The 20,891-nt window shown below is 44.7% G+C and carries 22 protein-coding genes; all 22 read left to right on the forward strand.

Translation table 11 applies throughout. From position 1 onward, the window contains the following. The first annotated feature begins 7 nt into the window (after window positions 1–7). The 22 genes from fabG (at window position 8) to MKY35_RS10115 (ending at window position 20,879) form a co-directional block, all read left to right on the forward strand. Complete coding sequence (fabG, locus tag MKY35_RS10010) at window positions 8–775, forward strand: 3-oxoacyl-ACP reductase FabG (protein ID WP_029517039.1); 768 nt, start codon at window positions 8–10, stop codon at window positions 773–775. Between the two features lie 102 nt (window positions 776–877). Continuing rightward, a complete protein-coding gene (locus MKY35_RS10015) occupies window positions 878–1,132 on the forward strand; it encodes a DUF3243 domain-containing protein (protein ID WP_013309950.1) in 255 nt (84 codons plus the stop codon). Between the two features lie 227 nt (window positions 1,133–1,359). Then, window positions 1,360–2,133, forward strand: coding sequence for a DUF3388 domain-containing protein (locus tag MKY35_RS10020; RefSeq protein WP_013370747.1), 774 nt, complete (start codon window positions 1,360–1,362; stop codon window positions 2,131–2,133). Between the two features lie 30 nt (window positions 2,134–2,163). Beyond that, window positions 2,164–3,240 (forward strand): RodZ domain-containing protein, encoded by a 1,077-nt coding sequence (locus MKY35_RS10025; protein ID WP_342446252.1) that lies wholly within the window; start codon window positions 2,164–2,166, stop codon window positions 3,238–3,240. Between the two features lie 84 nt (window positions 3,241–3,324). Continuing rightward, the gene (locus MKY35_RS10030) at window positions 3,325–3,489 is read left to right on the forward strand and encodes a hypothetical protein (protein ID WP_342446253.1); all 165 of its coding nucleotides are present in this window, start codon (window positions 3,325–3,327) and stop codon (window positions 3,487–3,489) included. A 144-nt stretch (window positions 3,490–3,633) separates the two neighbouring features. Further along, window positions 3,634–4,125 (forward strand): YajQ family cyclic di-GMP-binding protein, encoded by a 492-nt coding sequence (locus MKY35_RS10035; RefSeq protein ID WP_013309953.1) that lies wholly within the window; start codon window positions 3,634–3,636, stop codon window positions 4,123–4,125. Between the two features lie 209 nt (window positions 4,126–4,334). Further along, on the forward strand, window positions 4,335–4,922 hold the full coding sequence (pgsA, locus tag MKY35_RS10040; RefSeq protein WP_013309954.1) for a CDP-diacylglycerol--glycerol-3-phosphate 3-phosphatidyltransferase: 588 nt from the start codon (window positions 4,335–4,337) through the stop codon (window positions 4,920–4,922). Between the two features lie 95 nt (window positions 4,923–5,017). After that, window positions 5,018–6,286 (forward strand): competence/damage-inducible protein A, encoded by a 1,269-nt coding sequence (locus MKY35_RS10045; RefSeq protein WP_342446254.1) that lies wholly within the window; start codon window positions 5,018–5,020, stop codon window positions 6,284–6,286. A 242-nt stretch (window positions 6,287–6,528) separates the two neighbouring features. Continuing rightward, window positions 6,529–7,590 carry a recombinase RecA gene (gene recA, locus MKY35_RS10050; protein WP_023988239.1) on the forward strand — a complete coding sequence of 354 codons (1,062 nt, stop codon included), beginning with the start codon at window positions 6,529–6,531 and terminating at the stop codon, window positions 7,588–7,590. 195 nt (window positions 7,591–7,785) lie between these two features. Then, window positions 7,786–8,535 carry a RecX family transcriptional regulator gene (locus MKY35_RS10055; protein ID WP_342446255.1) on the forward strand — a complete coding sequence of 250 codons (750 nt, stop codon included), beginning with the start codon at window positions 7,786–7,788 and terminating at the stop codon, window positions 8,533–8,535. A gap of 374 nt (window positions 8,536–8,909) precedes the next feature. Next, window positions 8,910–10,454, forward strand: a complete 1,545-nt coding sequence (gene rny, locus MKY35_RS10060) for a ribonuclease Y (RefSeq protein ID WP_013309958.1) — start codon at window positions 8,910–8,912, stop codon at window positions 10,452–10,454. A gap of 77 nt (window positions 10,455–10,531) precedes the next feature. Beyond that, window positions 10,532–11,326 carry a TIGR00282 family metallophosphoesterase gene (locus tag MKY35_RS10065; RefSeq protein ID WP_013309959.1) on the forward strand — a complete coding sequence of 265 codons (795 nt, stop codon included), beginning with the start codon at window positions 10,532–10,534 and terminating at the stop codon, window positions 11,324–11,326. Between the two features lie 129 nt (window positions 11,327–11,455). Beyond that, window positions 11,456–11,716, forward strand: a complete 261-nt coding sequence (locus MKY35_RS10070; RefSeq protein ID WP_007430104.1) for a stage V sporulation protein S — start codon at window positions 11,456–11,458, stop codon at window positions 11,714–11,716. A 122-nt stretch (window positions 11,717–11,838) separates the two neighbouring features. After that, window positions 11,839–12,906, forward strand: coding sequence for a membrane dipeptidase (locus tag MKY35_RS10075; protein ID WP_342446256.1), 1,068 nt, complete (start codon window positions 11,839–11,841; stop codon window positions 12,904–12,906). Between the two features lie 167 nt (window positions 12,907–13,073). Continuing rightward, window positions 13,074–14,162, forward strand: coding sequence for a low temperature requirement protein A (locus tag MKY35_RS10080; RefSeq protein WP_342446257.1), 1,089 nt, complete (start codon window positions 13,074–13,076; stop codon window positions 14,160–14,162). Window positions 14,163–14,304: 142 nt separating this feature from the next. Then, window positions 14,305–14,877: a phosphate propanoyltransferase gene (locus MKY35_RS10085; protein WP_342446258.1), complete on the forward strand. Its 573-nt coding sequence runs from the start codon at window positions 14,305–14,307 to the stop codon at window positions 14,875–14,877. A gap of 299 nt (window positions 14,878–15,176) precedes the next feature. Further along, window positions 15,177–16,730 carry a tRNA (N6-isopentenyl adenosine(37)-C2)-methylthiotransferase MiaB gene (miaB, locus tag MKY35_RS10090; protein ID WP_029517045.1) on the forward strand — a complete coding sequence of 518 codons (1,554 nt, stop codon included), beginning with the start codon at window positions 15,177–15,179 and terminating at the stop codon, window positions 16,728–16,730. An 81-nt stretch (window positions 16,731–16,811) separates the two neighbouring features. Beyond that, complete coding sequence (locus tag MKY35_RS10095) at window positions 16,812–17,264, forward strand: YlbF family regulator (protein WP_023988245.1); 453 nt, start codon at window positions 16,812–16,814, stop codon at window positions 17,262–17,264. Between the two features lie 122 nt (window positions 17,265–17,386). Continuing rightward, on the forward strand, window positions 17,387–17,809 hold the full coding sequence (locus tag MKY35_RS10100; RefSeq protein WP_029517046.1) for a PaaI family thioesterase: 423 nt from the start codon (window positions 17,387–17,389) through the stop codon (window positions 17,807–17,809). 65 nt (window positions 17,810–17,874) lie between these two features. After that, window positions 17,875–18,663 (forward strand): NUDIX hydrolase, encoded by a 789-nt coding sequence (locus MKY35_RS10105; protein WP_023988247.1) that lies wholly within the window; start codon window positions 17,875–17,877, stop codon window positions 18,661–18,663. A 67-nt stretch (window positions 18,664–18,730) separates the two neighbouring features. Beyond that, window positions 18,731–19,297, forward strand: a complete 567-nt coding sequence (locus tag MKY35_RS10110) for an isochorismatase family cysteine hydrolase (RefSeq protein ID WP_029517047.1) — start codon at window positions 18,731–18,733, stop codon at window positions 19,295–19,297. A gap of 118 nt (window positions 19,298–19,415) precedes the next feature. Continuing rightward, window positions 19,416–20,879: a nicotinate phosphoribosyltransferase gene (locus MKY35_RS10115; RefSeq protein WP_023988249.1), complete on the forward strand. Its 1,464-nt coding sequence runs from the start codon at window positions 19,416–19,418 to the stop codon at window positions 20,877–20,879. Window positions 20,880–20,891 lie beyond the last annotated feature (12 nt).

The following is a 20,891-nucleotide window of genomic DNA, read 5'->3' on the forward strand; positions in this document are numbered from 1 at the left end:
GGAAACGATGACCACTGAGGGCGGAGAATTAAAAGCGATTGGCGATACAACTGTGCTGATTACAGGAGCGAGTGGCGGAATTGGTGCGGCTATTGCTGAGCGTTTTGCAGCTGTAGGGATGAATGTGGTCATTCACTACATGAAGTCCCATGAAAAAGCAAATGAAGTTGCCCGTCGTTGCATGGCTTATTCGGGCAAGGTTATGACCGTGTCAGCGGATCTGCGGAGCAAGGAGCAGATCGAACGCATGCGGGAAAAGCTGGATAATCACGGGATGAAGCCGGATATTCTTGTGAACAACGCCGGATTATCTCATTATGGGCTGTTGACAGATGTTTCGGAAGAGGAATGGGACGAAGTGATGGCAGTCAATGTTAAGGGAACCTTTCTGTGTACGCAGGTTTTTATGCCACATATGATTTCCCAACGCTATGGCCGCATTGTGAATGTTTCCTCCGTGTGGGGGATATGTGGCGCTTCGTGCGAGGTGTTGTATTCCACCACGAAGGGAGGCATTAACGCTTTCACTAAAGCGCTGGCTCAAGAAGTAGCACCTTCCGGGGTGACAGTGAATGCAGTAGCTCCAGGTGCAGTGAATACGTCGATGCTGGATCATTTAGATGAAGGCGAAATTACCAGTTTGGAAGAAGAAATTCCTGCCGGACGATTGGCTCGACCTGATGAGATATCATCCCTGGTTTATTTTCTTGCGCTTCCTGAGTCAGGTTATATTAATGGCCAGGTCATAAGTCCTAACGGAGGATGGGTGACTTAAGGGAAATAGCGCTTGGAGGAATCCACCAGTATAGTAAGCGTCTGAGAAGAGCATATTACAACTGTTGATTTTAAATCTGAATCATCTAAGGAGGATTTAAGTATGTCAACAGTTGTTCAGAATTTTGATGTTTGGAAAAAGTTCCTCGGTCAGCGTGTAGAGCAAGCGGAGAAGCTGGGAATCAGCCAAGATACCATTTCAGAGCTTGCTTATGAAATCGGTGATTTTCTGGATGAGAAGGTCGATCCAGCCAACCACTCCAACCGCGCATTGAAAGAACTGTGGGGAGTTGCCGATGAGGACGAGCGTCACACCATCGCCCGGCTAATGGTTAAATTGGCCAAGAGCAACGCATAAGTAAGAACCAACATGAAAAGCTCCCTTTTGGGGGCTTTTCTGTAATGGTTACAGAGCTGTTCTTGTAATTCCATTGTAATTTATATATCATAAACGTGATTGAGGCTTACAACACAATGCAGCCTATCAAATTTCAATAATTGGTTTTGTCGAAAGATGTTATTTTATGATACAATAATGCTTTGATTTGGAGTTGTTGACGGTTTGAATGTGAATGAGGTGCTAACGTGACGGAAGAAACGAAACAGTGGTACATGGAGTACAAGATACATAAAAATCGACCCGGACTGCTGGGAGACATTGCTTCCATGCTTGGTATTCTGGGGGTTAATATACTGACGATCAACGGTGTTGAAGGTGAAAGACGGGGGATGTTGCTTGAAACAGACGATGATGAGAAGATACGTATTCTCGGAGACACGTTAAAAAAAGCGAGCAATATTACAGTCACGGCCTTACGTGCTCCGAGGCTGGTTGATATATTGGCAGTAAGACATGGCCGTTACATCGATCGGGATTCGGATGATCGTAAAACATTTCGCTTTACACGCGATGAGCTTGGGTTGCTGGTCGATTTTTTGGGTGAAGTATTAAAGAGGGACGGCAATCAGGTGATCGGTCTTCGCGGGATGCCACGTGTGGGCAAAACGGAATCCATTATTGCCAGTAGTGTATGCGCAATGAAGCGTTGGACTTTTGTATCTTCGACGCTACTACGACAGACGGTACGCAGTCAGCTCTCTGAAGAAGAAATGAACCCAAACAATGTGTTTATTATTGATGGTATTGTGAGTACAATTCGGTCAAATGAAAGACATTATCACCTGCTTCAGGAAATTATGAGCATGCCAAGTACTAAAGTGATTGAGCATCCTGATGTATTTGTACGTGAGTCGGGATACAGCTTTGACGATTTCAATATCATTATTGAACTTCGCAATAATCCGGCTGAGGAAATTATTTATGATACCTTTACAGCCAGTTATACAGAAGATCTTTAAATAAGCGTAATTACACAAGGAGATGATGACATGTCAGAACTGGGTCAGCAATTAAAGGAGGCCCGGCTGCAAAAAGGATTGAGCCTTGACGATGTTCAGGAAATGACGAAGATACGCAAACGTTATCTGGAAGCCATTGAGACGGGCGATTACAAAGTGCTGCCGGGAAGCTTTTATGTCAGAGCTTTTATTAAAACATACGCTGAAACGGTCGGGTTGAATCCTGATGAGATTCTGGAAGGGCATCAAAGCAATGTGCCTGAACCTGAACCGGAAGCAGTCATGGAGCCTGTTACACAGAAACGCTCCAGCCGTCCCGCCACGATTGGTAATCTTAAATGGTTGCCTACAGCGTTAATGTGGCTTTTTCTAGTTCTCATTGTTGGGGTTATTTATGCTTATTGGGTGAGCAACAACCATTCAACTCCAAAAACAGCAGAAAACACAACACCGATTACTACACCAAATACAACACCGAGTACAACACCAAACACGTCTACTCCTGATACCACTACGACACAGCCGAACAATGGTCAAACGACGGCTCCAAATGGTGCTGGTGGGCAGACTCCTGGTGCGGGGCAAACCGGGCAAACTCAGCCAAATGGTACGGGGAATACGGATGCTACTACTCCAAATACTGGACAGCAGCCGGATACGACTACTCCACAACAAGGTGTAACTGTGGCACAGGACGGCAAGCAAGGCAAGACGACGATTTTTAAAGTTTCCAGTGCAACGGGAGCCACAGCCAAGGTTGATATTAAAGCTACGGGTGAAAGCTGGCTTGAAGTGTACAAGGGAGAAAATTCCCGTGGAGAAAAGCTGAGTTATGGTATGACTAAAAGTGGAGATGCCATGTCTTTCGATATTGGTCCAGAAGGTTTATATATCAAATCAGGGCGGTCTTCTGCCACAGATATTTCTGTAGCAGGTCAACCGATAACAGATAATAAATCGACTACTCGTGTACTGATACAGCAAGGAGAAGCCTCTTCGACCGGAACGAGTGCAGGGGTGACGGGTTTACCTGCAGATTCTACGACAGGTAGCAGTACGGATTCAGCACAAAGTGGTACAGATTCTACAACTACTAATGGTGAATAAACGCCTTGGTGCGAGGAAATACTAATGACTGTAATTCCTGGAAAGGCAGTCATTTCATTTTCCGCAAAGTGAGGTGTATACGTTATGACCGTCAGCTGGATTGTGACTGGGCTCGGTATAATTGTCAGTTTACTGGGCTATTATCTGATACCGAATGCATGGGGCTATGGCATACTGGGCTTTGGTCTTGCTCACATTGTGCTTGGACTTTTGGATATGTTCCGAACTCCAACACGAAGCCATAATTAGATATTTTGACCGTAAATGAAATAAAGGCGTTTTTGTCAGGAAAACTGGCAAGAACGCCTTTTTAGTCAACCGATTATTGGATTTTTGTAAATGACTAGCCTATAATTAGATATTGAACTTTGTTGTGGAAAGGAAAGTGAAACGATGGCTTCAGAAAATTCATTTGATATCGTCTCCAAAATGGATATGCAGGAGTTAACAAATGCGGTTCATCAGACGGAGCGTGAAATTGAAACACGATTTGATTTCAAGGATAGCAAAAGTAGCCTCAAGCTTGAGAAAGAAGCTCTTACGATTGCATCGGAAGACGAATATAAGCTGAATGCGGTGATTGATATTTTGCAATCTAAAATGGCCAAACGAGGTCTGTCCCTCAAAAATGTGGAGTATGGCAAATTGGAACCCGCTTCTCTAGGTTCAGTGCGTCAGCGTCTTTCGCTGAAGCAGGGAATTGATCAGGATAATGCCAAGAAAATTAACATTCTTATTCGGGACTCCAAGCTAAAAGTTAAAAGTCAGATTCAAGGTGATCAAATCCGGGTGACCGGGAAAAACAGGGATGATTTACAGGCGATCATTCAATTGCTACGTAAAGCTGATTTGCCATTGGAGCTTCAATTTACAAACATGAAATAAAGACGTTTTCCCTCATATATTTTGCAGGAAAAACGTTGCTTGATGTGCGGCAGGTTATTTTGACATGCGTTTTGCGCCATATTATACTTGTAACGAAAATGCAGACAATTCAGGTGTATAGCGCTCGCCGAAAGCGATTTACATAGGATTGAATTTAATCCGAAAACTGCCATTTGTAATCAAGTACGATAATCAGGGGAGAGTGTGTTGTGAATTTACCCAACAGAATTACAATAACGCGGATTTGCCTTATCCCGGTGATGATGCTGGCTTTGCTGGTGGACTTTGATTTTTATCCGCCACCGATTGAGATCGGAGCTTTCAAGCTGCCGTATAATCAGCTGATTGCGGCTATCATTTTCCTTGTAGCAGCCAGCACGGACGGTCTTGACGGGTATTTGGCACGTAAAAATAATATGGTCACCAATTTGGGCAAGCTGTTGGACCCCCTTGCTGATAAGCTTTTGGTAACCGCCATTTTGGTTTCCTTGGTAGAAATGGGGAAAATTGATTCGTGGATTGTTGTTGTGATTGTTAGCCGTGAGTTTGCGGTTACGGGGCTGCGTCAGATTGCCTTGCTGGATGGGTCTGTGGTTGCTGCAAGCAATTGGGGCAAATTAAAGACGATCATTCAGATTGTTGCTATAGTAGCGCTGCTCATTAATAATTTCCCGTTTGTTTTTCTTGGTATACCGTTTGATTTAATAGCGATATGGGCAGCGGTGTTGATCACCATTTATTCGGGTATTGATTATTTCGTGAAAAATATCCATTTGCTGAGCTCCTCCAAGGTTTAACAGTATAAATTTTATGGAAACAGCAATAGGGACTAAACTTATTGCTGTTTCTTTATATAATTCCCATCATATTCGCAGTACAGGAGGAAGAATTGATGAAAGCTGAAATAATTGCGGTAGGAACAGAGTTATTGCTCGGACAAATAGTGAATACAAATGCTCAATATTTGTCACAAGAGTTGGCTACAATTGGAATCGATGTATATTTTCAGACTGTGGTTGGCGATAACATAGATCGGCTTCAGGAAGCCATAAGAATTGCTCAGAAGCGTGCGGATATTATTTTATTTTCTGGCGGTCTGGGACCGACCCAGGATGATTTGACGAAAGATGCGATAGCGTCTGTATTGGGGCGAAAATTGCACATAGATCGTCTTGCAATGGACAAGCTAGATCAATTTTTTCGTAACCGTGGGGTAGAAATAACCGAAAATAACCGCCGGCAGGCGCTTTCTATTGAAGGTGCTACTCCGCTTGAAAATGAGACAGGGCTAGCTGTGGGCGACGCAATTGCACAGGATGGTAAATTTTATGTAGTTTTGCCTGGACCTCCTAAGGAACTCAAACCGATGTTTGCAAACCAGGCCAAACCTTGGTTGCTTCAGCAGGCATTGAGCGGTGAGGAAATGCCAATTTATTCAAAAATGCTAAAATTTGCAGGGATTGGTGAGTCAGCTCTTGAAACCCGTTTGTTAGATCTGATCCAATCCCAGACAGACCCCACGATTGCTCCTTATGCCAAGGAAGGGGAAGTCACGATCCGTATATCCACCAAGGCGGCCAGCGAAAGTGAAGCATTGATTAAGCTGACGGCTACGGAAGTAGAAATTCAGCAGCGTCTTTCGGAATTTATGTATGCAAGCGAAGATGTTACGCTGGAGAAGGTTATCGTAGATCTAATGGCCAATCGCGGACTCACTGTGAGTGCGGCAGAAAGCTGTACAGGTGGAATGCTGATGGAACACCTCACTTCTATACCTGGCAGTGCTACTATGTTTCAAGGTGGCATCGTGTGCTATTCCAATGAAATGAAGATGAAATTACTCAACGTGCCTTGTGATTATTTGGAAGGGGATCAAGCGCCAGGTGCAGTGAGTAAGGAAGTGGCCCTTGTGCTTGCAGAGCAGGCGAGAATGATCATGGACAGCGATTTTGGACTTTCAGTTACTGGTGTAGCCGGACCTGGGTATTCCGAACGGAAGCCAGTCGGTCTAGTGTATATTGGCATTGCTGAACGCGACAAGGAAACGGAAGTACATGAACTGAGACTGAGTGGTAACCGCGAAACAATCCGACTGCGATCAGTCAAAGCGATTCTGTACAGATTGTGGCGCAGGCTGGTAGAGAACGAGAAACTCTCTTAATCATTTATGTACAGTGTGGGTCGTAGAGTTGTTTTAGATAGATATTCATGATATAATCACCTTATCGGAAGAACCGTTGCAAAGCCTTTTGCCAGCGGTTCTTTTTTTGTTTTAAGAGACAGGTGTAATTACAGAAGAGAGCTGTGTGAATAAAAAAAACGAATGTATGTTCGAAAAAATGCTTGGCAAGCGTGTCAAAACAAGGTATTATTAAAGTACAAACAATGAAGGATGTGAGTTTATTGTCAGATCGTCGTGCTGCGCTGGATATGGCGCTCCGTCAAATAGAAAAGCAATTTGGTAAAGGTTCCATTATGAAGTTGGGTGAGTCTACCCACATGCAAGTGGAAACGATCCCCAGTGGTTCGATTGCTTTGGATATTGCGTTAGGAACGGGCGGCTTTCCAAGAGGCCGGGTTATTGAAATATACGGACCGGAATCATCCGGTAAAACGACAGTAGCTCTTCACGCTATCGCAGAGGTGCAAAAAACAGGCGGACAAGCCGCCTTTATCGACGCCGAGCATGCGCTTGATCCGTCGTATGCAAGCAAGCTGGGTGTCAATATTGATGAGTTGTTACTATCGCAACCAGATACAGGAGAGCAGGCGCTTGAGATTGCCGAAGCCCTTGTACGTAGTGGAGCAGTAGACATTGTAGTTGTTGACTCCGTAGCGGCACTTGTGCCGAAGGCAGAGATTGAAGGCGAAATGGGAGATTCCCACGTCGGTCTTCAAGCACGTCTGATGTCGCAGGCATTGCGTAAGCTGTCTGGAGCCATTAACAAATCGAAAACTATTGCTATTTTTATTAACCAGCTACGTGAAAAAGTAGGTGTTATGTTCGGTAACCCTGAAACAACACCAGGTGGACGTGCCTTGAAGTTTTACTCTACGGTACGTTTGGATGTTCGTCGTATTGAAAGTTTGAAAATGGGTAACGACATTGTGGGTAACCGCACACGTATTAAAGTCGTGAAGAATAAAGTTGCCCCTCCATTCCGTCAGGCTGAAGTGGACATTATGTACGGTGAGGGCATTTCCAAAGAAGGTAGCTTGATTGATATCGGTACGGAGCATGACATTGTCGACAAGAGTGGAGCTTGGTATTCCTACGAAGGTGAGCGCCTTGGTCAGGGACGTGAGAATGCGAAGCAATTTTTGAAGGAAAATCCGAACATTGCTAGTACGATCGAGCAAAAAATTCGGGTGGCAAGCAATTTGATTACGACGGTTGCTCCGCCTACAGAAGAAGAGTTGGCACAGCAAGCCAAGGAAGAACAGGAATTGTTGGAGCTTGAATAAAGCTTGGTGAATCCTGATTTGTGAACTGGAGCCAGGGTTATGGCACAATCCGGTTGAATAGCATGATTCTGATGCCCTGCACAGTTGTGCAGGGCATTTTTGCATCAATTAAAGCTGCTTTGTCAGCGGAATCTAACTTTTGCGTAGCAGTTGTCCAAAGACTGCTTTCGTGAATTTCAAAGTGAGGGAAACATATTGCAGTTGGACGATGAAGATGAATATTCTGCGGAAGCAAATAAGCAACAAGAGATTTCTCTTTTTCCGGATCATGAGGAATTGATGATTACTAGGGTAGAGCAGGGACAGGGACGCAAACGTGGACGCTATATCATTCATTTTGGCCCGTATTCATTGTCTGTATTAGAAGATGTAATGATCAAGTACAATATGTTCAAAGGAACGTCATTCGTCAAAAAAGAACTGGAAGATATTGTTCTGGCAGATGAAAAGCAACAGGCCTATGTACTCGCGCTTCGATATTTGGGGCGAAAGCCTCGCACACGTCAGGAAATTGCCCAGCGTTTGGTGCAAAAAGAACTGGATCAGTCTGTTATTGACGAAGTAATGGTCCGACTGGAAAGGGAGCAACTCGTGGATGATGATTTGTACGCCCGCCAATGGGCAAGGCAGCGTATAACTAGCCAACGTAAGGGGAAGATGTGGGTTAGGCAAGAACTCCGTCAGAAAGGCATCTCTAAAGCCTCTATTGGGGAAGCGTTAGGTGAAATCACCGATAATGAGGAGTGGGAGAGTGCTTTGACGGTCGGACGTAAGAAATGGAATCAGGTACGTGGTGATATAATGGAGAAAAAAAGGAAAACCTACCCTTTTCTCATGAGACGCGGATATTCGGGGGATATGACACGCCGAGTGGTCAATCATCTCACTGCGGCCGAGCATGACGCTGCTTCAGATGACGAGGAATTGTTGCAGTGGGAGGAATAATTGCCAAACGGCTGCTGAACCTTGGGCTAGTATGAACGGATAGGATGAGCTAGTTATTACATGGAAAGCTGCATGGTACTCTACTAATGTTTGCATTCCCTTGACAATGCCATTTGTCAAATAATAAAATATATATGAAACGATACTTGTGGAACGCCCTTTTTCCTTCCAAAAAAGCGGAATCCACCGGTGAGTTCTCATCGCCAAATAACAAGTGATGCCGCTATGCCAGGCGGAATTGTACATGTGAAAGCATGTGCATATGAAATGAAACGACCTTGTGTCGTTATCTTAGTTTGACGATCAAAGTAAATGTGACAATTGCAAAAAGTCCCAAGGAATGCCTTGGAGGAACCAACGGGGAGGTGAACAGTATGATGACTGCGATCTGGTTCGTTCTCGTTGCTGTAGCCGCGTTATTCTTTGGGTTCGGGATTGGTTATTTTATTCGCAAATCTATTGCAGAAGCTAAGATCTCCAGTGCGGAAGAAGCTGCCGCGCAAATCGTGGAGAACGCGAAAAAAGAGGCAGAAGCGCTGAAGAAGGAAACGGTATTGGAAGCGAAAGATGAAATTCACCGCATCCGTGCCGAAGCTGAAAAAGAAACTCGTGAACGTCGCAATGAAATTCAACGACAGGAACGAAGATTGCTGCAAAAAGAAGAATCGCTGGATAAAAAATTGGAATCGCTGGAACGCAAAGAAGAACAGGTGGCCAACAAAGAGAAACGAATCGATGAAACCCAGCAGCAAATTGATTTGATTTACAAGAGTCAGGTAACTGAGTTGGAGCGTATTTCCAATCTGACGATGGAGGATGCAAGAAGTATTATTCTGACCAACGTAGAGCAGGAAGTTCGTCATGAAACAGCTCAGATGATTAAAGAAATTGAACAGCAGGCCAAAGAAGAAGCGGACAAAAAGTCTCGTGAAATCATCACACTGGCCATCCAACGCTGTGCGGCAGATCATGTAGCAGAAACGACGGTTTCTGTTGTCACATTGCCGAACGAAGAAATGAAAGGCCGGATTATCGGGCGCGAAGGCCGTAATATCCGTGCACTTGAAACCCTTACAGGAATTGACCTCATTATTGATGATACGCCGGAAGCTGTTATATTGTCCGGATTTGATCCGATTCGTAGAGAGATTGCGCGTACTGCGCTTGAAAAGCTCGTAGCGGACGGACGGATACATCCGGCTCGTATTGAAGAGATGGTGGAAAAATCCCGTAAAGAGGTGGACGAACGAATCCGTGAATATGGTGAGCAGGCCACCTTTGAGGTGGGCGTGCATAGCTTGCATCCGGATTTGATCAAGATCTTGGGACGTCTTAAGTTCCGTACGAGTTACGGACAGAACGTATTAAAGCACTCGATGGAAGTTGCATACTTGACAGGTCTAATGGCCGGGGAACTGGGCGAAGACGTTGTACTGGCAAGACGGGCAGGATTGCTGCATGACATCGGGAAGGCGCTGGATCACGAAGTGGAAGGATCGCACGTTGAAATTGGCGTGGAACTGGCGAAGAAGTACAAGGAACACCCGGTCGTCATCAACAGCATTGCTTCACATCACGGCGACTGCGAAGCGACTTCAGTGATCGCCATGCTGGTTGGGGCGGCAGATGCTCTATCAGCAGCAAGACCGGGAGCGCGGCGTGAAACGCTAGAGACGTACATCCGTCGTCTTGAGAAGCTGGAACGCATCTCCGAATCTTTTGAAGGCGTTGAAAAATCATACGCGATTCAAGCCGGACGCGAAGTTCGTGTCATGGTACAGCCAGAGAAAATTGATGATGCGGAAGCATTCCGACTGGCCCGCGATATTACGAAAACGATTGAGAATGAACTGGACTATCCGGGACATATCAAAGTTACTGTTATTCGCGAGACCCGTGCGGTAGAATACGCAAAATAAAAGCATTTCAATGAAAAGTGGCCGCTGTTTGTAGGGCCACTTTTCATTTATGTAAGGCAGACTAGGGAGGGCTTTCTATCAACGTATTATTTATTGGAGACATCGTCGGCAGTGTAGGCAGAAAGGCACTGAGGGAAAATCTTCCTTCGCTCAAATCAAAATACAATCCGCATGTTATTATCGTGAACGGAGAAAATGCAGCTTCGGGAAGAGGCATAACCCCTGCTATCGCCAGAGAGTTTTTTGATTGGGGCGTCCATGGGATTACGATGGGAAATCATACTTGGGACAATAAGGAAATATTTGATTTTATAGATGATGAGCCACGGATCATTCGCCCGGCTAACTTTCCACCAGGAACACCGGGCCGAGGTTATACCGTTGTAAAGGGTGGAGGTAAGGAGCTGGCTATTGTTAATCTGCAAGGTAGAACCTTTTTGCCAGCTATTGACGATCCATTCCGTGCAGCAGATGAAATTGTCGATGAGTTGCGCAAAAAACATAAACATATCCTAGTTGATTTTCACGCCGAAGCAACCTCGGAAAAAATCGCTATGGGTTGGCATTTGGATGGACGTGCTTCAATCGTGGTAGGTACGCACACACATGTACAGAGCAATGACGATACAATTTTGCCACAAGGAACTGCGTATCAGACAGATGCGGGAATGGTAGGTCCTTATGAGGGAGTGCTTGGAATGCAGAAAGAGGCTGTGTTACAGAAATTCCAGACCCAGCTTCCGGTACGTTTTCAAGTGGACATGGGCAAATGGCATTTCCATGCCATCAGCGTAGAGCTGAATGATAACGATGGAAAAGCCCGCAAAATTCAGAAAATCAGACTCAAAGAAGATGAATGGCGGATGGATTAACTTTTTTGTGAGCTGCTTAAGGAAAGAATAAGGAAAACTGTCACCAAAAAGCAGGAATTTTTTGCTGACCCTCGAATAACATCTAATAGTGGAATCAAACCATCATCATTCCCAGGGGAGGTACTTACTATGGATGTATTAAAAGTATCAGCAAAATCCAATCCTAATTCAGTTGCAGGCGCACTCGCAGGAGTACTGCGTGAACGCGGAAATGCAGAATTACAGGCGATTGGAGCGGGTGCACTAAACCAAGCCATTAAAGCGGTAGCCATTGCCCGGGGATTTGTCGCACCAAGCGGAGTGGATTTGATTTGTATTCCTGCTTTTACAGACATTGTTATTGATGGAGAAGATCGGACTGCGATCAAATTGATTGTAGAGCCAAGATAATAAATGTAAGTTGCCTGAGCCTGTTTACGATTTGTAAACGGGCTTTTTTGCATTGTGAGTTTGTTACTATGATTTTTAAAATAAATTTGTGGTGCTTCAATCTATAAATGGAGGTAAGATGCATGAATGATAAGCTAAAAGTGAATTGGCCAGTTGTTGACTTTCATTGTGATGTGTTATGTAAAATGCAGCTCGATGCGCAGATCGATTTCAGTCATCCATCGCTTGATGTCACAAAAGAACGTTTGCTAGAAGGTAACGTGCAGTTGCAAACGTTTGCTATATATATTTCACAGGTATTAGGCACACCAAGATTTGAGCATGTGGTACGTCAAATTGAGCTGTTCAGGCAGCATGTTACCTCTATCTCCGGTGGGTTGAGACCATTGCTGTGGAAGGAAGACTTGGCAATGTGGAAAAATGCGTCCGCAGTGCATCAGGAAGAGCAAGTAAAGCAGGCAGGAGAAGAGAAGCGCACGGAAAAGATAACGTATTTGGATGGTAATGGGACGGATCATACATGGGCACCTTGGGCTTTGCTCTCACTGGAGGGGGTAGATGCGCTGGAAGGGAACCCTTTTTATGCAGAATTGTGCTATGCCATGGGAATACGATTGATTGGGCTGACATGGAATTATGCGAACTGGGCAGCTGACGGCATTATGGAACATAGAGGTGGCGGGCTGACTAGCAAGGGGCGCGATTTGGTCAATCGCTGTAATGACCTGGGACTGCTGTTAGATGTGTCGCATCTGTCCGTACAGGGCTTCTGGGAGGTGCTGGAGGAGGCTACTCTACCGCCCATCGCCTCGCATTCGAATGTCTTTGCGAGATGTGCTCATCCTCGTAATCTGCGGGATGAACAGATTCGTGCACTGATCGCCCGTAACGGACGGATTGGTTTGACCTTCGTCACCATGTTTCTCAAAGAGCAGGGTACAGTAACCGCTGAGGATCTGCTACCGCATATTGAGCATATTTGTTCATTAGGCGGAGAAAGGCATTTGATGTTTGGCTCTGATTTTGACGGTATCGAGCACCATGTGCAAGGCTTGGAACACTCGGGGAAATATCCGGCTTTTGCAGAACTGCTGCTGAAGCATTACCCTGAGGAGCTAGTCAAGGGATGGCTGGGAGGCCATGCGCTGGAATATCTGCAAACGAATTTGCCTTCCAAAATGTCTTCTTAAATAGCTATTTAAGGAGATGTTTTGGCTGCGAACACTCTTGACAAAGCGAGAACGATTACGAAATAATGAGAAGTATCTTAGAATTTAAATAATATTTGCAGAAATACGGCAGACAATGGAGCGAGACTGATGCTGCACCGCTATACCAGAGGGGGCTCCATTACACAATGTTAATAAAAAAGGTTACCTGGCTTGAGCTCTTTTATGACTTACTATTCGTAGCTGCTGTCTCTAAGGCCACTCATGTTTTACTACATGTTGAGCATGGTAGTATCTCGTGGGAACATATGGAGAAGTTCATTATGATTTTTATCCCGATATGGTGGGCTTGGGTGGGGCAAACTGTCTACAACAACCGTTTTGGTCAAGACAGTATAACGCATCGAATCTTTATGATCCTGCAATTGTTTTTCGTGTTAATCATGACTGCCAGTTTGAATATAGATTTTGATGCGTATTATGTATCTTTTTTTGTTGGCTATATTGGGTTAAGAGGTTTAACTGTCGTTCAATATTTACTTTCGGCACCCAAAGAAACGGCTCATAAACAGGAAACAGCTCGTTTTTTCGGAACCTATTTTTGGATTGGAATAGTCATCTCTAGTTTCTCCCTTTTCTTTGACTCTTGGGTTCGATATTTGATTTTATATACCGGTATAGCTGTTGATATCCTCGTTCCTTTGATTGGTCGTAAAAAGTTGGTGATCACACCAATCCATACGGAGCATCTTTTAGAACGATTTGCACAGTTCACCTTAATTCTGCTTGGCGAATCTGTGATAAGTATGCTTTCTGTTTTACAATCCGATCATTTTACGGTTTCTTCTGTTGTATTTGCTGCTTTGGCTTTTGTATTAGTCATCGCAATCTGGTGGCAATATTTTGAGAATATGGAGAAGCGCGTTGATAAATCAAAACAATCAGCAGGGCAGACTATTATTTATGGTCATTTGTTTATTTATCTTTCCCTTAGCATGCTAGCTGCTTCGATTCAGCTCTTGTTTTTGGGACAAGTAGACTATATCTTTGTGCTTTGCTTTACCTTTGCTTCTGTTTTTATTTACTTTTTGTCGGTTTTACTGGTATTTCATCAGTACCGATTAAGTCATCTTAAATCTCGTCTAAGAGTCATTTTTTTCTTAACTGCAATACTCTGTGTCCTGTTTATCCTTAATATATTTATTGTCGTCCCCCCTCATCTCATTGTAGCTGAAATCATGCTTTTCTTTCTCCTGTTCGCTAAAACGACGGTTTGATCTGATTTATAGGGATGATATTTAGCGCTGATTGGGGCGAAAAAGGGAACTTTATACGCTCTTCTTTTCTTTCTTGGCAAAATAGGAGTATAATAGCATGGATGTGTAAAGTATTGTATAGAGAAAAAGGAGTGACCACACGATGAGTAAAATCGTACCTGTCGGCGTTTCCGCCCGTCATATTCACCTGACTCAAGAGCATATTGAAATTTTGTTCGGAGCAGGCTATCAATTAACCGAATTTAAACCTTTGTCCCAACCAGGACAATTTGCCGCAAATGAAACGGTAGCTGTAATTGGTTCTAAGGGCCAATTTGATAAGGTTCGCATTTTGGGACCTGCTCGTCCCGCTTCCCAGTTGGAAATTTCTCGCACTGATTCCTTTGCTATTGGTGTAAAAGCACCTGTACGCGAATCGGGTAGCATTGATGGTACACCAGGAATCACAGTAAAAGGACCAGCTGGTGAAGTGGAACTGCAAGAAGGTGTGATTGTAGCAGCCCGCCATATTCATTTCCATACATCTGATGCAGCTAAATGGGACATTAAGGACAAGCAGTTGCTGAATGTACGTGTTGGTGGCGAACGTGGTCTTGTATTTGAAAATGTTCTTGCACGTGTGTCCGATTCTTTTGCTTTGGATATGCACATTGATACAGATGAAGCGAACGGTGCCGGTGTGAAAAACGGTGACAACGCTGAAATCGTAGACTAATATACACGATTTAAATGCCGGAAGGCTTAAAGAGTCCGATTCTTGCAAAAGAATCGGGCTTTTTACATACTATATAATTCACAAATACTTCACTTATGTACAAAAAGAACATGAGTTCACTTTGCACTCAATGGTATCTGCGGTTGATCTATGGCGATGGCCTATAAATCATGCTATAATTTAGTGTAATGCCTTTTTTAAAGGTTTTTTAGAACTTAAAATAAATTTACCCATGCCTAAAGATACAGTAAAATCACAAATTAGCTCGTGAAATAGATGGTGTAAGGAGTGACTAAGGAATGGAAAAGAAAACAAAAGATTACTCCAAATATTTTGATTTCTCGGATGCGAAGATTATTTCTGAAGATGAGCATAGCAAAAAGATCCGTATTCGCGGACGTGAAATCAACATTATGGCGGAGCCGAACCATAGAAAAGAAAAGCAACGCGGTAAAGAGGATGTACAGGTATTATATGATAACGCAGTCCCGGATGAGCTAAAGCATATCGGTGAGGGAAAGCATTACATCGTATACACATTTGGTTGCCAAATGAACGAGCATGATTCCGAAACCATAAAAGGTTTGCTGGAGCAAATGGGCTACCAATCAACCGAGGATCGGAAGGAAGCAGACATCATTTTACTAAACACTTGTGCTATCCGTGAAAATGCGGAGGATAAAGTGTTTGGCGAGCTGGGTCACCTCAAGCATCTCAAAACAGAAAAGCCAGGACTGCTGCTCGGCGTGTGTGGCTGCATGTCACAGGAAGAGAACGTCGTTAACCGGATTATGCAAAAACACGGTTTTGTCGATATGATTTTTGGTACCCATAATATTCATCGTCTGCCTCAGCTCGTCAAGGAAGCACTCTTTAGCAAAGAAATGGTGGTCGAAGTGTGGTCTAAGGAAGGCGACATTATCGAAAACTTGCCGAAGAAGCGCGAGGGTATGCGGGCTTGGGTGAACATTATGTACGGCTGTGATAAATTTTGCACCTATTGCATTGTTCCCTTTACACGTGGTAAGGAAAGAAGCCGTCGTCCAGAGGATGTTATCGCTGAAGTACGGGATTTGGCACGTCAAGGTTTTAAAGAAATCACCTTACTGGGGCAGAATGTTAACGCTTATGGCAAGGATTTGAAAGATTTGAATTACAGATTCGGGGATCTGATGGATGATATGCGCAAAATCAATATCCCGCGTGTACGTTTTACAACATCACATCCACGTGATTTTGATGACCATTTGGTAGAAGTGCTCGGTAAGGGTGGTAATTTGGTGGAGCATATCCATCTGCCTGTTCAATCCGGTAATACGGATATATTGAAGAAAATGAACCGAAAATATACTCGTGAGCGTGTTCTGGAACTGGCAGCGAAGATTAAAGCAGCTGTTCCGCATGTTTCTCTGACAACAGATATCATTGTAGGTTTCCCGGGTGAAACCGACGAACAGTTCGAAGATACTCTATCTTTGGTGCGTGAAGTGGGCTATGACTTTGCCTACACATTCATTTATTCACCACGTGAAGGTACGCCAGCTGCTTCGATGGAAGATAATGTGCCTATGTCGGTCAAAAAAGAGCGTCTCCGGCGTCTGAACATTGCGGTGAACCAAAACAGCCTTCGCTTTAATAGTCGATTGCGTGGCGAAGTGGTTGAAGTGCTGGTGGAAGGCGAGAGCAAAAATGACAGCAAAGTGCTTGCCGGTCGGACCCGTTCCAATAAGCTTGTACATTTTGAGGGTTCTCAGGACCTGATTGGTTCCTTTGTTCAAGTGAAAATTACGGAACCTATGACCTTTTACATCAAAGGTGATCTGGTTGAAACGGCTGTAGCAGTTAACGGATAAAAGAATATTTTAGCGGGTTGCGTGCGGTCTGGTAAAGGGCTGTGTGCGAGGCCGTCTAAGTGAGAAAAGGAGCGATGGACAATGACAGAGGAGCGGTTGCAACAAACAGAACTTCAATCGGCGGCGCGCCAGCATGATCATTTGGTCAATCGCGAAATGATATTGGCAAAAGCCAAAGAATTAGCAGGTATTTTGGGTAGCAGTGAGGAAGTACAGGTATTCCGGAAAGCAGAAGAAAAGATTCAGGATCATGGGCGAATCCAGCAGCTGATTGCAACGATGAAAAAGAAGCAAAAGGAAATTGTTGCATTTGAATCCTTAAAAAATCAAAAAATGATTGCCAAAATAGAGGCCGAGCTACAGGAGCTACAGGAAGAACTTGACGGTATTCCAATTGTAACGGAGTTCCAGCAGAGTCAGGTGGAAATTAATGAGCTACTGCAAATGGTGATCATGGCGATCCGTGATACCGTTGCTGAGAAGGTGAACGTTGAAGAGGGAAAAAGCACTTCCTCGTCGAATTGCAGTGATTAGAATGAAATTTATGGTGTGGAGGCGTAGCTTCCACGCCTTTTTTTCGAAAGCAATTTGCCATCGTATATGTTTATAAGACATCAAGAGAAATGGGACAACATAGAAGGGATGGAAGCAAGGGAATGGATAAGTTCGGTAAGATGCTAGAGGGCGAAAATAATACTTTTTGGGAGTATTTAGGGTGTGAGCTGATTGCAGCTGATGCAAACGAGGTACAGATCGCTTTGGAAGCCAAACAAGAGCATACCAATGTGATGGGTATTGTCCATGGGGGTGTGCTTACTTCATTGATGGATCAGGCGATGGGGATGGTCAGTATGGCTTCACGAAATATGGATCCATGTGTAACGACGAACCTAAATGTTCATTTCTTGTCAGCCATGAGGCAAGGCCGACTGGAGGTTAGGGCGCGGATTCTTCATCAGGGAGGTCGGACTATAACCACTGAGGCGGAAGTAAGGGATAGTGAAGGCACACTCGGGTCTACATCTACAGCAACCTTCCGAGTATTACGTACACAAGCAAGTGATTCAGGCAAGGCCTGATGCTTGACAAAAATTTTTATTATGTCATAATGAATTTATCAAAACGATATAATATGGTGATGCCAATGGATAGCAATCGTATAAACGAAGAGGCGCAAAAGGCGTCGTATAACATTAAGAAATACCGCACTCCAGATGGAGCTCCGGCGGATATCGTTATGTTTACCTTAACGAAGCGGGAGCGCAAGACGGTAACAAAGACATTGCCGATTCGGGAGCTGAAAGTGATGCTCATCAAGCGCCGCAGTTGGCCGTTTGCAGGACGCTGGGCGTTGCCTGGAGGGTTTTGTCAGGAAGATGAATCCATGTATGGAGCTGCCAAGCGGGAACTGTTAGAGGAAACGGGTGTGGACGGCGGGCATCTGGAGTATTTGGGTGTATATAGTGGACCGGGACGTGATCCGCGCGGCTGGATCATATCACATGCGTTTTTTGCGCTGGTTGAAGAATGGATGTTGGAACAGCGTCAGGCGGCCGATGATGCTTCCGAGGTGGGGCTATTCACAATCCGCGAAGCGTTGGAGGAATTGGAGCTGGCATTTGATCACCGGGATATCATAGTAGATGCTTATCGCAAAATTCAGTTGCAGATGCTTCAGACGACGATCGCCAAACAGTTTTTACCGCTACATTTTACACTGGGTGAATTATATCAGGTGATACAGAGTGTCGTACCGGACTTCGAAGAGCCAAACTTTATTCGCAAAATAACATCGACTCGTAGCAGACAGGGAATTCTGGAAGAGGTGCGTGATGAGAACGGCAAACCGCTCAGTTCCAACCAGTATTCACAAAGACCGGCACAGTTGTACCGTTTTAGTGACAGAGTACCGCGTTTATCTATCTACACGTAACGTCTAATGTAATAGGTTACGCATAGAACGTACAATTTCACTTTGAGGATAAGGAGCTGACCGTACGATGCAGGCACTAATTGTGATTGATTACACGAAAGATTTTGTGGACGGTAGTTTGCCTGTAGGACAACCTGCGATTGAGTTGGATGAACGGATCGCAGCAATTACGCAGGCATATGTAGATCAAGGGGACTTTGTCGTCATGGCTGTGGATTTGCATGAAGAGAACGACCTTTATCACCCGGAGAGCAAGCTGTTTCCTCCACATAATATACGTGGAACCAACGGACGACATTTGTATGGCAAGCTCCATAGCCTCTATGAGCAACAAAGTGATCTTATCTACTGGTTGGATAAAACACGGTACAGTGCTTTTGCGGGCACAGATCTGGAACTCAGGCTGCGTGAACGTGGTATTGTGGAAGTTCATCTGATTGGTGTGTGTACGGATATATGTGTACTGCATACGGCTGTAGATGCTTATAACAAAGGTTTTGCTATTACTGTATACAAGGACGCTGTGGCGAGCTTTAATCAAGCTGGACATGATTGGGCTTTGGGTCATTTTGAGGGAAGTCTTGGAGCCGCGGTACGATCGGCTGAGGATACGGTTTTACGCCAGAAGAAGTAAAATAACTTAACGATTGTGTACCAATGTCCGATAACAAAATGGAGCCGGATATTGCTGAATCTGGGCAGATGAGGCGGTAGCGCCACAAACCTGGAGACAGTCAGAGAGGATGATTACAATGCAGTCAACGAGCCTCGCATTACATACAGATAAATATCAGATTAATATGATGTACGCCCACTGGGTGAACGGAAGTCACCAGCGTAAAGCTGTGTTCGAGGCGTATTTTCGTAAACTCCCTTTTGGTAATGGATATGCCGTGTTCGCGGGTCTGGAACGCATTGTGAATTATATTGCAAATTTGCGGTTTACAGAAGAGGACATTCGCTACCTGTCTGAACAGGAGGAGAAGTACGATCCCATGTTCATGGAGGCGCTTCGCCAGTTTAAGTTTGGTGGAACGGTCCATTCGATGAAAGAAGGGGCCCTTGTTTTTCCCAACGAGCCTTTGGTACGTGTTGAAGGAACGATTATGGAAACGCAGCTTGTCGAAACGGCATTGCTGAATTTTATGAACTACCAGACGCTTATTGCGACAAAGGCATCGCGCATCAAGCAGGTGGCAAGTGATGATACACTGCTCGAATTTGGAACACGGCGTGCGCAGGAAGCAGATGCAGCGATTTGGGGAGCACGAGCAGCTTATGTGGCTGGTTTTGACGCGACTTCTAATATGCTGGCAGGCGAGCACTTTGGAATCCCGACGAAGGGGACACATGCCCATTCATGGGTGCAGACCTTTATGACGGAGCAGGAGGCGTTTGACGTCTATGCGAAGGTTTTGCCAGACCAGGTTACACTGCTGGTAGACACCTTTGATACGCTGGAAAGCGGTGTTCCTCATGCGATTCGGACAGCAAAAATGCTAGAGAGTCAGGGCAAGCGTATGAATGCAATTCGTCTGGATAGCGGTGACTTGGCTTATCTATCCATTCAGGCGCGGGAAATGCTCGATGCTGAAGGCTTAGATTACGTACAAATTGTAGCTTCCAATGATTTGGATGAAAATACGATTTTTAACCTGAAAGCCCAAGGGGCACGTATTGATGTATGGGGTGTAGGAACACAGCTTATTACGGCTTCGGATCAACCATCGCTCGGCGGGGTGTACAAGCTGGTTGAGCGTGAAGTAGATGGCGAAATGCTGCCGACGATTAAGATCTCGGGGAACCCAGAAAAAGTATCCACACCAGGCAAAAAGGATGTATATCGCATTGTGGATAAGAAGAAAGGGAGAGCTGTAGCCGATTATATTTCTTTTCCGGATGAAGAGCGTCCGCGTAATGGTAAGCGCCTGAAGCTGTTTAACCCTTTGCATCCGTATATGAAGAAGTATGTAGAAAATTACGAAGCCGTGCCGATGCTTGAGCCTATTTTTATAAATGGACAGAAGGTATATGAGCTTCCCGAGCTGGATGAAATTCGTGCCTACCATACTTCACAGTTGAAACTGTTCTGGCCAGAATATTTGCGGAAGCTGAACCCTGAAATTTATCGTGTAAATCTGAGCGAGAAGGTATGGGAGCTAAAGCAAAAGCTGATCGACAGTTATATGCAGCCCGAAGTTGAAGAAAAAGAATAGTTGGAAGAGGCA

The sequence above is a fragment of the Paenibacillus sp. FSL L8-0638 genome (assembly GCF_038593075.1).
In the GTDB taxonomy this organism is placed as follows: Bacteria; Bacillota; Bacilli; order Paenibacillales; family Paenibacillaceae; genus Paenibacillus; species Paenibacillus polymyxa_D.

Excerpts from the sequence above, each read along its gene's own strand:
- MKY35_RS10030 (WP_342446253.1), top strand. The coding sequence starts at position 3,325 with ATGACCGTCAGCTGGATTGTGACTGGGCTCGGTATAATTGTCAGTTTA.
- MKY35_RS10075 (WP_342446256.1), top strand. The coding sequence starts at position 11,839 with ATGAATGATAAGCTAAAAGTGAATTGGCCAGTTGTTGACTTTCATTGT.
- fabG (WP_029517039.1), top strand. The coding sequence starts at position 8 with ATGACCACTGAGGGCGGAGAATTAAAAGCGATTGGCGATACAACTGTG.
- MKY35_RS10045 (WP_342446254.1), top strand. The coding sequence starts at position 5,018 with ATGAAAGCTGAAATAATTGCGGTAGGAACAGAGTTATTGCTCGGACAA.
- miaB (WP_029517045.1), top strand. The coding sequence starts at position 15,177 with ATGGAAAAGAAAACAAAAGATTACTCCAAATATTTTGATTTCTCGGAT.
- rny (WP_013309958.1), top strand. The coding sequence starts at position 8,910 with ATGATGACTGCGATCTGGTTCGTTCTCGTTGCTGTAGCCGCGTTATTC.
- MKY35_RS10015 (WP_013309950.1), top strand. The coding sequence starts at position 878 with ATGTCAACAGTTGTTCAGAATTTTGATGTTTGGAAAAAGTTCCTCGGT.
- MKY35_RS10095 (WP_023988245.1), top strand. The coding sequence starts at position 16,812 with ATGACAGAGGAGCGGTTGCAACAAACAGAACTTCAATCGGCGGCGCGC.
- MKY35_RS10080 (WP_342446257.1), top strand. The coding sequence starts at position 13,074 with ATGTTAATAAAAAAGGTTACCTGGCTTGAGCTCTTTTATGACTTACTA.
- MKY35_RS10070 (WP_007430104.1), top strand. The coding sequence starts at position 11,456 with ATGGATGTATTAAAAGTATCAGCAAAATCCAATCCTAATTCAGTTGCA.
- MKY35_RS10100 (WP_029517046.1), top strand. The coding sequence starts at position 17,387 with ATGGATAAGTTCGGTAAGATGCTAGAGGGCGAAAATAATACTTTTTGG.
- MKY35_RS10115 (WP_023988249.1), top strand. The coding sequence starts at position 19,416 with ATGCAGTCAACGAGCCTCGCATTACATACAGATAAATATCAGATTAAT.
- MKY35_RS10105 (WP_023988247.1), top strand. The coding sequence starts at position 17,875 with ATGGATAGCAATCGTATAAACGAAGAGGCGCAAAAGGCGTCGTATAAC.
- MKY35_RS10025 (WP_342446252.1), top strand. The coding sequence starts at position 2,164 with ATGTCAGAACTGGGTCAGCAATTAAAGGAGGCCCGGCTGCAAAAAGGA.
- MKY35_RS10035 (WP_013309953.1), top strand. The coding sequence starts at position 3,634 with ATGGCTTCAGAAAATTCATTTGATATCGTCTCCAAAATGGATATGCAG.
- MKY35_RS10085 (WP_342446258.1), top strand. The coding sequence starts at position 14,305 with ATGAGTAAAATCGTACCTGTCGGCGTTTCCGCCCGTCATATTCACCTG.
- MKY35_RS10110 (WP_029517047.1), top strand. The coding sequence starts at position 18,731 with ATGCAGGCACTAATTGTGATTGATTACACGAAAGATTTTGTGGACGGT.